A 13,233-nucleotide genomic window follows, 5' to 3' on the forward strand; every position below is an offset into this window, starting at 1 on the left:
TACTCCCGCACCCAAAGGCTCCACGATTATCAAAAAGCCCCGCCATACAGCGGGGCTTTTTGCTGTTTGGAACCACGTCTGCGAAGGCAAGCGAGCGCATCCGAACGCCATGTGACGACGGCGGTGGAAGAGCTGGAGAGGCGTCGTGTTTCTTGCTCGCTCCCACCCAAGCTACGCGCAGTAGCTCGCCGCGGCGGAGCCTTAGCCAAAGAGCTAATCGAAGATCAATCAGCACGGCCCTCAATACGATAAACATGGCGTGCACCGTATTGGGCGGCACCGGTCCAATAGCAGGCTGGATTGACGACCAGCGGAGTTGCGATCGCCGTCCCGTGTGCCCGCAACTATCTGCCGCTAATAGGCAGCTGAGGTTGTGTCCAAGCTATGACAGCCAATCAGGCTTCACCTAAGTCCTGAATATGAAAAAGGGGCGGGACCTAAAGGTCCGCCCCTTTCTGTTTTAGCTGGCGTGCGACAGGCCTAGCCGTGTCATCAGTGCGCGACTTTGCGAGTTGAGACCCATTACACTGACCTCGGCCCCGCGTGTGCGATAGCGCTGGATCACCTTATCGAGGGCGGCTGCCCCCGTTTGATCCCAAATGTGGACCTGATGCAGGTCGATCTGGACCCGTTGCGGCTGGCCGTGGAACTCAAAGCCAGCGACGAACAGATCGGCCGAAGCAAAGAACAGCTGGCCGGTGACGTGATAGTGGCGGACCTCCGGCGTGGTGTCTTCGCCTTCGTTCACGACGACCATCTTGCCGACCTTGCGCATGAAGAAGACCGCCGACATCAGCACACCCGCGATCACGCCCTTGGACAGGTCGTGGGTCAGAAGAACGATGATGGCTGTCGTCAGCATGACCAGCGTCGACTGAACCGGAATAGCCCGCAGGCGCGTCACCGATGGCCAGTCAAAGGTCTTGAACGAGACCATGAACATCACGCCCACCAGTGCCGCCATGGGGATTTTGCCCACCCATTGCGTCAGAACCAGGATGAGGATCATCAGGAAGACGCCTGCCCACAGCGTGGACAGCCGTCCGCGCCCGCCTGAGGTCACATTGATGATCGACTGACCCACCATGGCGCAGCCCGCCATGCCGCCAAACAAAGATGCGGCAATGTTGGCAATGCCCTGACCGCGCGTCTCGCGGTCCTTGTCCGACGGGGTGTCGGTCATGTCGTCCAGTACCTGTGCGGTCAGCAGGGTCTCCATCAGGCCAACGAAGGCCAGAGTGAGTGACACCGGCGCGATGATGGCCAGGGTTTCCAGCGTGAACGGCACCATGGGCATGTGGAAGCTGGGTAGGGTGGTGGGCAGACTGCCCATATCGCCGACTGTCTTGACGTCCAGCCCGATTAGGGCCGAGGCCACGCTGAGTACTACAATGGCGATCAGCGGTGAAGGGATGGCCTTGGTCAGGCGCGGGAAGCCGTAGATGATGGCCAAGGACGCCGCCACCAGTGCATAGGCGTGCCAACTGGCTCCGGCCAGATGCGGGAGTTGCGCAAGAAAAATCAGCACGGCCAGACCGTTCAGAAACCCGCTCATCACGCTCTTGCTGACAAAACGGATATAGCGGCCCAGTTTGAACAGCCCGACTACGATCTGGATCAGCCCGCATAGCAGGGAGGCGGCGAACAGATATTCAATACCGTGGTCACGAACCAAACCGCCCATTAGCAGGGCCATGGCCCCCGTTGCCGCCGAGATCATGGCGGGACGTCCGCCCATGAAGGCGATGGTCACGGCGATGATGAAACTGGCGTATAGGCCAACCGCCGGATCGACACCGGCGATGATGGAAAAGGCGATGGCCTCGGGGATCAGAGCCAGACCGACGACCGTGCCCGCCAGGATATCCCGACCGGGTTGAGCTAGCCATTGTTGGCGAGCCGTAGCAAATACAGACATGATGAATCGTTGCGGGGAGGGCGCTCAGCGCGTCCCTCATCGGTTTGCCGGCGGATAGGCGGCCAGCATAGCCACCTGCGAGGATGCAGGTCCAAGGTTCGCGTCTTTCATGCGCGCTATAGCGCCAGTTCGCAAGCGCGGCAGAGAGTTGGGCCTTTACGTTGGCTGACATCGCCGACGAGGAACGATGGTCTGATTGGAGCATTGGATGGCTGCGATATGTGGTCGCTTCTTTCATCCCAGGCCCCTCCTATGTCAGATCCCAAATCATCGCGGCCCGATTTTGCCAAAGGTCTTCTGATTGGTGGTTTGGCCATTCTGGTTTTGGGCGGCGGAGGCTGGTTGGCCTATTCCCAGATCGGCAAGTCGTCGCGTGCACCGGTACCGGTCGAAATTACCGAAGCCAAGACTGACGACACTGTCCGTCCTGACACCGCGCCTCAGGCACAGTGGATCGAATGGAGCGAGGGTGAGGGTGCCGACCGCTTCTACATCGCCGGTATGGACATCCGCATGGGTTCCAAAAAGGACGGCGACCTTTCGAGCGCGGTCATGACGGTCACGGCGGCGGATGGCACGTCAATTTCGGTCGATGGAGAAAGCAAGACGGGTGCCGCTGTTGCCCAGTTTGCCGTGGTGCAGATGGATGCGGACAGCGATGCACGTCAGGTCATCCTGTCTTCCTTCAGCTATGGCGCGCACTGCTGCACGGTGGGCACTCTGGTCGAGCATACCCCGTCTGGGTGGCGCAAAGTGGACCTCGGCCGATGGGACGGTGATCACCTGAGCCTGCCCACCGATGTGGACGGCGACGGCAAGAAGGAGTTTGTCCTCGCCGATGAAAGCTTCCTCTATGCATTCGCACCCTATGCAGGTAGCGCTGCCCCGCCGGCCATCTATGCGATCGAGCAGGGGCAGTTGAAAGACGTGTCCGATCAGCCGCGTTATCGCTCGGTGTTTCAAGACGACCTGGCCGGTGCACGTGACGGCTGTCGTGAATATGGCAATGGTTTCTGCGCGGCCTATGCGGCCACTGCCGCGCGTGTTGGACAGTTAGACGCGGCATGGCCGGATATTCTGGCAGGGGCCAAGGATAAGGACTGGGACCCGCCCGTACCGTGCCGCGACCGTTCGACAGAGGTCTGTCATGACGACAAGGCGGTACCCTTCAACAGCTTTGGAGAGTCGCTCCAGTGGTTCCTTGGCGTTCGGGGCTATACGCCGCCCGTCTTCACAATGCTGACACGGCCTGACGGTCCGGGCTTTGACTGCCGACAGGCTCGTACGGCGTCTGAACGCATGATTTGTGACGACCGCGCGCTGAGGCGGATGGATGCCCGTGTGTCGGATGCCTTTACCCGCGCACTAGCGAACCGGCCCGACCGTGCCGCCGTGCGGGCCGAGCAGGCCGAGTTCCTGCGTGAACGCAACCGGCTGACGGATAGCAAGCTGATGCTGATCGCCTATGAGCGTCGCCTGCGCGAGCTGGAGGCTTTCTAAGCCGAACGCGATCCAAACGCCGTGGCCAGCGTATCAGAGGTGTGACCCTCCAACTGATGCTGATGGCCATGGCGTGTGGGCCTCGTTCTCTGCGAGGCTCGGACCAAAGTCGGATGCGCAAAGGGGCCTTCGGGCCCCTTTTTTGTGCCCGCGTCGGTTGTGCGATCTGGACTCTGAATCCTTAAGAACATAACATGAACAAATGGCGCGTATCGATCTAAGGCGTAAACTCTCGATCCTCGCGGATGCCGCGAAATACGATGCATCCTGTGCCTCTTCGGGAGCCAAGAAGCGGGATTCCCGCAGCGGTTCCGGCGTGGGATCGACCGAGGGCATGGGCATTTGTCACGCCTATACGCCCGATGGCCGCTGCGTCAGCCTCCTGAAGATTTTGCTGACCAATTTCTGCATCTTCGACTGTGCCTATTGCATCAATCGCTCCAGCTCCAACGTCGAGCGGGCGCGCTTTACGGTCGATGAGGTCGTCGATCTGACGCTGGCCTTCTATAAGCGTAACTATATCGAAGGCCTGTTCCTGTCGTCGGGCATTATCCGCAGTTCCGACTATACGATGGAGCAGTTGGTTGAAGTGGCGCGCAAGCTGCGCGAAGAGCACGACTTTCGCGGCTATATCCACCTGAAGCTGATCCCCGAGGCCGATCCGAAGCTGATCGAGCTGGCGGGCCTCTATGCCGACCGTCTGTCGGCCAATATCGAACTGCCGCGCGATGAGGCCTTGGGCCGTTTGGCACCGGAAAAGGATGCGGGCGTCATCCGAAAGGCCATGGGGCAGGTGCGGCTGAAACTGGAAGAGGCCAAGCCGCAAAAACGCGACCGCATCAAGCCGCCAGCCTTTGCGCCGGGGGGCCAGTCAACCCAGTTGATCGTGGGTGCCGACGGGGCGCCGGATACGGAAATCCTCGACCGTTCGTCGTCTCTATATGGCGGCTATGGCCTTCGCCGCGTCTATTATTCGGCCTTCAGCCCGATACCGGACAGCTCGGCCATCCTGCCGGTGTCGCGCCCGCCCTTGATGCGCGAACACCGTCTTTATCAGGCCGACTGGTTGATGCGTTTCTATGGCTTTACCGCGCCGGAAATCGCCATCGGGGCCGATGACGGCATGCTGGATCTGGCGATTGATCCCAAGCTGGCGTGGGCGCTGAAAAAGCGTGACGTGTTTCCGGTGAATGTGAACACTGCCGACCGCGAGGACCTGCTGCGCGTGCCGGGGCTGGGCGTAAAGGCGGTGAACAGGATCGTGTCGGTGCGTCGATATCGCACGCTGCGTCTTGAAGATGTGGCGCGCCTGACCCGCTCTATCGACAAGGTACGGCCCTGGATCACGGCGCTGGATTGGACACCGGGTGGCTTGACCGACGCCATCGACCTGCGCGCGCGTCTGGCCCCTGAAAAACAGCCCGAGCAGCTGAGCCTGTTCTGATGCGGACGGTGCATCTGGATAGCGAGACGGATTTTGACGGCTGGCGCGAGGCGGCGCGGTCGTTGCGGCTGGAAGGCATAGAGCCTGCCCGCGTGCGCTTTGTGGTGGGACAGGGGCAGGACGGCCTGTTCGGCGAGGAGGCCGCGTCCGTCGTGCACCGTCCGCAGGCATTTAAAGTGTCCAAGGCCTTTGTCGATCTGGCGCAGGAGGTGATCCTGCACCGCGATGCCGACCGGTTTGACCTGCTGTACCGCATTCTTTGGCGGCTTCAGGACGAGCCGAACCTGATCAAGGTCACGTCCGACCGCGATGTGGCCCGTGCGGTCGAAATGGCCAAGAATGTCAGCCGCGCCTCGCACAAGATGAAGGCCTTTGTCCGCTTTCGTCAGCAGGGCGAGGACGACCATCAGCGGTGGATCGCGTGGTTCGAACCGGCGCACCGCGTGCTGGAAAAGACCGCGCCGTTCTTCCAGCGCCGCTACACAAATATGCGCTGGTCGATCCTGACCCCCGACGGCACGGCGCATTGGGATTTAAAGGCGCTGACCTATGGCCCGCCTGCCCGCAAGGAGGACGCGCCACAGGAGGACGAGGTCGAGGACTTCTGGAAGACCTATTACGCCTCGACCTTCAATCCGTCGCGCCTGCGCACCAAGGCCATGCAGGCCGAAATGCCTAAATCCTATTGGAAGAACCTGCCTGAGGCAGAGCTGATCTCGGAGATGATCGCGGGGGCAACAGGCCGCACCGAACAGATGGTCACTGCCCGTGCGCCCGAGCCAAACCGCCGGTTCGATCAGGTCCGCGCGCCTATGGTCGACCGCACCGTCACCAATGAGATGGTGCCCGAAGATCTGGATCAGTTGAACGCGGCGCTGGCGGGCTGTCGGCGCTGTCCGCTGTGGCGCGATGCGACGCAGGCCGTGTGCGGCGTGGGCCCCAAACAGTCGCGTCTGATGATTGTCGGTGAACAGCCCGGCGATAATGAGGACTTGAGCGGCCAGCCCTTTATCGGTCCGGCAGGCGAGGTGCTGAACCACGCCTTGGTCGAGGCGGGGCTGAACCGCGACGACATCTATCTGACCAATGCGGTCAAACATTTCAAACATACGGTCAGAGGTCGCCAGCGCCTTCACAAAACGCCCTCTGCCGCCGAAATCGACCACTGCCGCTGGTGGCTGAACCGCGAGCGCGAACTGGTGAAGCCGGAGCTGAGCGTTGCCATGGGCAGCAGCGCCGCGCGCGGCCTGTTCGGCCATACGGTCAGCGTGGGTGACCTGCGCGGGCGCATCATGCACAGGCCGGATGGTCCGGTGTTGGTCACCTATCATCCGGCCTATATTTTGCGGCATCCTGACCCCGCTGAGAGAACCCGTGCCAAGCTGGCGTTCGAGGACGACCTTGGCTTGGCAGCGGACTATCTCAACGCAGTCTAGGATTTAGCGACGGCCACCGCCCGAGAGGTGGTTGCCGAAGAACAGGCTGTTGATCAGCAGGCGCTCGGTGCCCAGCCAGTATTTGCGGTGGGCCGGATCATCGGCAAACAGCACCACATTGCCCGCGCCGACCGGATTGACCTGCGCCCAGACACTGCCCGCCGCCGACTGACGCAGGGTTTCAGGCAGATAGCCGTTCACCTGCGGGTCCGTGTCGATATGGATGACATTGGCGAACGGATCGGCGACCGGCGACAGGGTGACGTCGGTTTCCTTGTTCACGAACAGGTCGCGGCGCGTCAGACCGAACGCCAGCGGATGGCTGATGTCGGCATCGGCAGACAGGGCATTGCCCGACGTGCGCTGTTCGCCCTGAACCGACTGGCGGTCGGCATAGTCACGGCGTGCGGGCGCATTGCGCTCACCCTCTTCGCGCTCGGCCTGGGGGGCCAGACCATTGGCCTGTGCCCAGCGCGCGGCGGTGCCAAACACCACCAGAGAGCCGCCACGGCGTACCCATGCTTTCAGCGCATCGATGGCCGGTTGGCCAAGGCCTTCATAGCGGCCACCCGACAGGACGATGCTGTCATAGTTGTCCAGCGACACGCGACCCAGCTGCGCCGGATCAAGGCGGGTGGCCGGATATTTCAGTCGCTCGCTTAGGGCGAACCAGGTCGAGCCGATCTCGGTCGCATTGACGCCTTCACCCGCGATCAGGGCGATGCGCGGGGCGCGCACCACGCGCACATTGTCGCTGCCCAGATCAACGCCCGACAGGCTTTGGCCGGTGCTGAGGGCGTGGGCAACCACGCCTGCCTCGCGCGCAGCCTTGTCGACGGCAGCGCGCAGGGCGGCGGCGTCCAGCGACTGGCTACCTGCTGTCACCACCAGCGAGCCACGTTGGAAGGCCGTCTGGCCACCCTCGGTGCGGCTGGTGAACGGTTCGAACGCGATGCGGACGCGGATGCCTTGTTGCAGCAGAGCCGACAGCACCTGCGGCGCGTTCAGATCGCGCCAATCCACCGCATAAGCATAGGCCTGCTCCGGACCGCTGACACCGCCTTGGGCGGCAGGCACGGCTGTGACGGCGCTGCCATAGGCGGGCACGCGACGCAGACCCGTCGAGCCGAGGTTATAGGCCAGCGCTACCGAATAGGAGGTGCTGCCATAGACGCGGCCATTGGTCGGCGGGGTCTTGTCAAAGATGGAGTGGATCAGGCGGAACTGCGGCTGGGCCGAGGGCACCACATAGGCCGTGCCCGGCTCATAGGTGCGGCCATCCTGCGTGATGCGTTCGTTCAGCGGATAGACCTGAATGCGGTGCGCCAGCAGCAGGTCCAGCGTCTGGCGGGTCAGACCCGGATTGGCGGCATCACCAAATACGAAAGCTTGTGACGTATGGCGACGGCCTTGCTCGATGGCTGAGCGGAAGAAGTCGCGCTGGAATTGAAGCAACCCCGCGCGTTCCGCCACGGCCCCGCGAATGGTCGCCAGACCCACATTGGCCTGATTGCGCACGGTGAAGGGGAAGGTGAGCGGGCCGTTGGCCGTGTCCTGAACCAGACCGCGCGAAGAGGCCTGTTCGACCGTCACGCCGATCCCGCCGTGGAAATCCGGATAGGTCGAGCCATAGACCGGCGAGAAATTGTCGAAGACTTCACGCGTGTAATAGAGCGAACCGAGCCCATCCAGCGCCTGCGCGTGGTATTTGGCCAGCGTCACGTTCCACTCATAGGCGGCGCGGGGCAGCAGGGGGCTTTCCATGCTGCTGGGCGACGGCTCGAAATAATAGGTGCTGCCAGCCCCCATTTCGTGGAAGTCGATCTGGAAGTTCGGTTTCCAACGGTGGAAGATTTCCAGCTTGGCGCGGGTTTCGCGCTGGGTCACGGCCAGCCAGTCGCGGTTCAAATCGGTGAAATAGTGGTTGGTGCGGCCAGCGGGCCAAGCCTCGACGTGTTCCTTGTCCACCGGATCGGAGGCGGGCGGATTGCTCTTCCACGCATTGTGCCAGTTGGCGGCGCGGTCGCGACCGTCGGGGTTTTGTGCCGGATCGATCACGATCACGGCCTTGTCCAGCCAGTCAGCCACCTCGGCGGAGCGGCTGGCCGCCAGATAATAGGCCGTCAGCAGGGCCGCTTCGCCGCTGGAGGTTTCATTGCCGTGCACGCTGTAGAACAGGCCGACGACGACCGGCTGGTCGGGGTTGATCGGGCCGTCGTTCGGATCGGCCACAGTGGCATGGGCGCGCTGGATGTCATCGATGCGCGACTGGTTGGCTGCCGAAGTGATGACCACCGAGGTCAGCGGGCGGTTCTCATAGCTGCGGCCAATGTCTTCGATGGTCACCCGATCCGACAGACGGGCCAGCTCGCGCAGATAGGCGACGATCTGGTCGTGGCGGGTGAAGTGGGTGCCGACCGGATAGCCGAGAAAGGCCTCGGGCGTCGGGATGGCGGGATCAAAGTCGGAGGCGCTGGCCTGCGGGAAATAATAGTCCAGCGACTGGGCCAGCACCGGTGCCGGAGCCGCCACGAGGGCGGCCCCGAACAGCACGGCGGCTGCGGCGCGTTTTGCGATTCTGGTGGCGTTTTTCACGCTTATGTCTCGTTTCTCGATGCAGATCTTGGATCAGAAGGCCACGTCAAAGCCGACGCGGAAATAGCGTCCGCGCAGGTCGTACTGGCCAAAGTCGTAGGGTGCCCTCACACCGGGGAATGAGGCATCATGCGGGGGCTCTTCGTCCAGCAGATTTTCGATCTTGGCGTAGACGCGGACCTTTTCGGTCGCGGCCCAGCCCAGATAGGCGTCGAACTGGTTGTAGGAATCGACGCGTTCCTGACCGCCGACGACAGGCTCCTGATCGTAGCCACTGGTGTAATACCAGGTCAGATTGGCGTCGAAGGCGTTGCGCGACCACGCCACGCGGGTGGTGGCCTTGTGCGCGGGCAGGGTGGCCCCGCGGTTGGTGCCCGCATAGTCAAAGATGCGACCGCCGACCGTATTGGGCCGCTCATACTTCAGCACATGGGTATAGGCGCTGCTGAGCACGATCAGGCCCGCATCACCGGCATCCCAGCGGTGGTTGAAGTCGATGTCGATACCCGACGTCTCCAGCGAGGTCAGGTTCTGATAGCGGTTATATGCGGCCTGTAGCTTGCCACGGCTGTCACGCACCACGTCGGCCGGATCATTGGCCTCGACGACCGAGGCGATGTTGTTGGTGCCGACCAGGTTATCCAGCTTGATATTATACCAGTCGAAGCTGAGGGCCGTGTTGCGGGTGGGGGTAAAGACCACGCCAAGGTTCAGCGACTTGGTCTCTTCTGGCTCCAGATTGGTGTTGCCGACGGTGAAGAAGGTCGGGCTCTGGCGGCTGTTGGGCAGGTCGGGGTCGTACGGGTCAACCACGGTGCCGTAGGAGATCATGGTCGAGGCCGAGTTCTCCGACAGCGACGGCGCACGGAAACCCTGAGAGGCCGAGGCGCGGAAGGCCAGCTTGTCGAACGGCTTCCAGCGAAAGCCCGCCTTGGGCGAGAAGGCCGAGCCGAAATCGCTGTATTCGTCGGCGCGACCGGCGATCTGGATGTCCAGCGTGCTGGTGACCGGAATGTTGAACTCGGCATAGGCGGCATAGACGTCGCGCTCGCCATCCACGGCAGCAATGGCCGGACGGATCTGCAGGCCCGCATCGATCTGCCACGGATTACGCGAGACGAGGCTCTCGTTGCGGTACTCGACACCGGCGGCATATCCGACCGGACCGGCGGGCAGGGTGAACAGCTCGCCGGTGATCTTGAAGTCCACGCCGTACAGTTCGGACTCTGCCGGACGCACAGTGGACAGGCGAATACCGTCCAGAACCGCCTGCGATGTGCTGGATGGATTGTGCAGCTTCAGAGAACCGTCATTCAGCGCGTCGGCCAGCGTCCAACGATTGGCAAAACCGCCCGACACCGTCTCACGCTCGCGGCTGCCAGAGGCAAAGGCGGCCACTTCCCAGTCCAAGCGGTCATGGCTGCCCCGCACGCCGACCAAGGCGCGATAGCTGCGCGATTCATTGGTTTTCAGCGTGCGGCCCAGATCGAAGAAGGTGTATTCGATGGGCGTGGCGACGCCGTACGGATTGTACGGATTATCGGCGGGCAACAGGTTGGAGACCGGCTCGGCCAGACCGGTTTCGGCATTCAGCGCAAAGCGGCCGCTTTCCAGCGTGAAGAAGGGGCTGGAGCCAAACAGGGACGCGCCTTCCACATAGGAATACAGCACCTCGCCAAAGGCTTCGATATTCGGCGTCAGACGCACCGTGCCGTGCACATAGGCCTGATAGCGGTCCGTCGACGGGATCAGGGTGGTGTGTTCGGCCAGATTGATGGCGCAGGTGTTGCCTTGCAGGCCGTCAATCGGGGTGCTGGACGTCAGCACCATGCCCTCGGGGCACTGACCGTCGGCGTTCAGGAACGGCACCGATCGGCCATTGACGAGGAAACGCGCGCCCTTGGCGGACCAGCCGTTCCAGCGGCCATTGGGCAGGTCGGTATAGATGCCCGACTTGGTCAGATCGCGCTCGTCCTGATCCAGACGCTGGCGGGTGTAGGCTTCCAGCGAGACGAGGACATTGAAGCCGTCGTCCTCCAGATTGCCATAGCCGCCCACCAGTTTGGCGGTGCCGGTTTCAAGACCTCCCTGATCGGCGACACCATAGCTGGCCCCGAACTCAAGACCTTCGAAATTCTGGCGGGTGATGATGTTGGTCACGCCTGCGACTGCGTCAGAACCATAGACCGCTGAGGCACCGTCTTTCAGCACTTCAAGGCGCTGGACAGCCACCATGGGCAGGGCGTTCAGATTGACGAAAGTGTCCGACAAGCCGCCGCCCGGGAAACCATAGTTGGCCACGCGGCGCCCGTTCAGCAGCACCAGAGTATTCTTCTGCGACAGGCCGCGCAGGCCGATGCCCGCCGCGCCGGACGACCAGCCGCTGTTCTGGGTCTCGTTCGAGCCATTGCCGGTGTTGGCCGAGATGGAGCGCAGCAGGTCGGACGTGGTGGACTTGCCCGACGACTGGATTTCCTCACGTCCGATGACCTGAACGGGGTTGAAGCCCTCGGTGTTGGCACTGCGGATATTGGAACCGGTCACCACCACATCGGCCACCGACGTGGTCTGCTGTTGATCAGCCTCTTCGGTCGTCGGCAGGGTCAGGATGTCAGAGGCCGCAAAGGTCATGCCGGGCGTGCTGGCCACGAGAAGGACGGCCAAGGCTGCGCTGGTCGCACGCGTCATTTTTGATGCACCGCAATAAGAAGGAAAGAGGCGCGTTTAAGGCATACACAGCACAGGTATTTAAGCGCAGTTTTTCTAAATCGATAGAGAGATTTTCTTCTAGGGAAGCGCTGCCTTCTAATGGCACTATGAAGGTCAATAAGCACTCATGGATAGATTGTCGTGATGCGCTTCTATCAATGGTTTTTAACCGCATGGGCCGAAATAAGGGACTTTGAGAGGTTCTGCCTGTCGCGCTGCCATTTTAATGTTTGAGTAATATTTGCACCGCTACGGCAAAGCTCGACGGTTGTGACGCCCGAGATGTTCCGGTGCGTCATTTCTGAGTTTTCCTGCGTTTTTAAAGGTGTCGTCGTCGCAGTCTTGCCACGGTGCGCCCAGTGGTGATCGTTTGGCAGTTGCAGTACGTGACAGGGACGGTGTGGACGGACATGCGCCAATCGCGCGATCTGTTCTGGACACCACCCTTTTGCCCGAAAAGGCCCGGATAGGCGTGTGGCGCGAGACGGCGGCTTCGGTCTGGGAAATCTCGTCGATCACGGACGCCACCTTCTTTGCCAAGGTCGACGCCTATCACGCCGGCGATCTGATGTTTGGCAGCGTGACCAGCTGCGCCCAGAAGACAGAGCGCAACGCGGGACTGATAGCCGCCGACAGCCTCGATTACTTCCTGATGCAGTTTTATGTGGACGGCAGCCGGATCGCGCGTTCACGCCGTTCGGAGCAGGTGCTGGCCAATGGCGACATGCTGATGGTCGACATGAGCCAGCCCATCGAAACCGAGTCCACCGCTTATAAATCGGTCGATCTGGTGATGCCGCGCCGTGTGCTGGAGCCGTTGCTCATAGATGCCGATGCTCATGGCGGGCAAAGGCTGATGGCAACCGATCCGCTCACCGCCCTGTTCCGCAGTCACCTGATGGCGCTTTATCAGGCCGCGCCACACATGAACGAGGCGCAGGCCTATGCTGTTCAGGGTGCGACCTTGTCGCTGGCGGCGGCGGCGCTGAACGGTACCATTTCGCCCGAGCACGCAGATTCGGTACGGGCGGCGGCCTGGCTGCCGGTTCGTCGCTATATCGAAGACAATCTGACGGACCTTCACCTGACAGTCGAACAGACGGCACTGGCGTTCGGAATATCGCGTGCCACCGTCTATCGTATGATGGAGCCTCGCGGGGGCTTTGTGCACTACGTGCGCCTGCGCCGCCTGCATCGCTGCCGTGATGATCTGGTCAATCCGGCCCATATGCATCGCTCCATTGCCGACATTGCGGCCAGTTGGGGCTTCAATAATCCGTCTGCATTCAGCACCGCCTTCAAGGAACTGTTCGACATGTCGCCGCGTGATTTCCGTCACTATGTGCGGGGACGGACGCGGCGCATGAACGGGCTCGGGTCCGAGAGTGACTGGAGCCGCTGGTTGGCCGCCATGCGTTAGCGGGGCACATTTTTACGGCTTTGAGACAGTCGGTAAAGTCGCTGAGACGCAGCGTAAAGTCTTCAAAATTAATATGAAATCTCCCCCTCAGGTTGATTGACCGGGCGAGGGGGGACTCCTAGCAGCCAAGCTTAGAGAACTGTGGCCGCCTTTGCGGGTGGCTTTGCTGTGCGTGCTTTTGACCCTGGGTGGGGATCGGCGCGCCAAAACA

Annotated in this window: 7 protein-coding genes and 1 other annotated feature; of the genes, 4 read left to right on the forward strand and 3 right to left on the reverse strand. The window is 61.8% G+C overall.

Going from position 1 to position 13,233, the window contains the following annotated elements:
• Positions 1 to 460: 460 nt before the first annotated feature.
• Complete coding sequence (locus B3B04_RS07200) at positions 461 to 1,918, reverse strand: SulP family inorganic anion transporter (protein WP_292041439.1); 1,458 nt, start codon at positions 1,916 to 1,918, stop codon at positions 461 to 463.
• A 41-nt stretch (positions 1,919 to 1,959) separates the two neighbouring features.
• Positions 1,960 to 2,014: a sequence feature (sul1 is cis-regulatory element that is thought to sense ions involved in sulfur or methionine metabolism; They are found in Alphaproteobacteria), on the reverse strand.
• Between the two features lie 156 nt (positions 2,015 to 2,170).
• Between B3B04_RS07200 and B3B04_RS07205 the strand changes: the two genes are divergently transcribed.
• From B3B04_RS07205 to B3B04_RS07215, 3 genes are all read left to right on the forward strand, one after another.
• On the forward strand, positions 2,171 to 3,418 hold the full coding sequence (locus B3B04_RS07205) for a lysozyme inhibitor LprI family protein (RefSeq protein WP_292041440.1): 1,248 nt from the start codon (positions 2,171 to 2,173) through the stop codon (positions 3,416 to 3,418).
• 202 nt (positions 3,419 to 3,620) lie between these two features.
• Complete coding sequence (locus B3B04_RS07210) at positions 3,621 to 4,862, forward strand: putative DNA modification/repair radical SAM protein (protein WP_292041443.1); 1,242 nt, start codon at positions 3,621 to 3,623, stop codon at positions 4,860 to 4,862.
• Positions 4,862 to 6,298 carry a UdgX family uracil-DNA binding protein gene (locus B3B04_RS07215; RefSeq protein ID WP_292041446.1) on the forward strand — a complete coding sequence of 479 codons (1,437 nt, stop codon included), beginning with the start codon at positions 4,862 to 4,864 and terminating at the stop codon, positions 6,296 to 6,298. The genes B3B04_RS07210 and B3B04_RS07215 overlap by 1 nt, the downstream gene beginning before the upstream one ends.
• A 3-nt stretch (positions 6,299 to 6,301) precedes the next feature.
• On the opposite strand, the gene B3B04_RS07220 is transcribed toward B3B04_RS07215, so the two are convergent.
• Both B3B04_RS07220 and B3B04_RS07225 read right to left on the reverse strand, forming a co-directional pair.
• Complete coding sequence (locus tag B3B04_RS07220; RefSeq protein ID WP_292041448.1) at positions 6,302 to 8,893, reverse strand: M14 family zinc carboxypeptidase; 2,592 nt, start codon at positions 8,891 to 8,893, stop codon at positions 6,302 to 6,304.
• 33 nt (positions 8,894 to 8,926) lie between these two features.
• Entirely contained in the window at positions 8,927 to 11,581 is a 2,655-nt protein-coding gene (locus tag B3B04_RS07225; protein ID WP_292041450.1) for a TonB-dependent receptor, read from the reverse strand.
• 391 nt (positions 11,582 to 11,972) lie between these two features.
• On the opposite strand from B3B04_RS07225, the gene B3B04_RS07230 reads away from it, so the two are divergent.
• On the forward strand, positions 11,973 to 13,022 hold the full coding sequence (locus tag B3B04_RS07230) for a helix-turn-helix domain-containing protein (RefSeq protein ID WP_292041451.1): 1,050 nt from the start codon (positions 11,973 to 11,975) through the stop codon (positions 13,020 to 13,022).
• Positions 13,023 to 13,233 lie beyond the last annotated feature (211 nt).

The organism is Brevundimonas sp. UBA5713, assembly GCF_002419815.1.
GTDB lineage: Bacteria > Pseudomonadota > Alphaproteobacteria > Caulobacterales > Caulobacteraceae > Brevundimonas.

What these genes read in the sequence shown, in the direction of transcription:
- B3B04_RS07205 (WP_292041440.1), top strand. Translation starts at nt 2,171, where the DNA reads ATGTCAGATCCCAAATCATCGCGGCCCGATTTTGCCAAAGGTCTTCTG.
- B3B04_RS07215 (WP_292041446.1), top strand. Translation starts at nt 4,862, where the DNA reads ATGCGGACGGTGCATCTGGATAGCGAGACGGATTTTGACGGCTGGCGC.
- B3B04_RS07200 (WP_292041439.1), bottom strand. Translation starts at nt 1,918, where the DNA reads ATGTCTGTATTTGCTACGGCTCGCCAACAATGGCTAGCTCAACCCGGT.
- B3B04_RS07225 (WP_292041450.1), bottom strand. Translation starts at nt 11,581, where the DNA reads ATGACGCGTGCGACCAGCGCAGCCTTGGCCGTCCTTCTCGTGGCCAGC.
- B3B04_RS07210 (WP_292041443.1), top strand. Translation starts at nt 3,621, where the DNA reads ATGGCGCGTATCGATCTAAGGCGTAAACTCTCGATCCTCGCGGATGCC.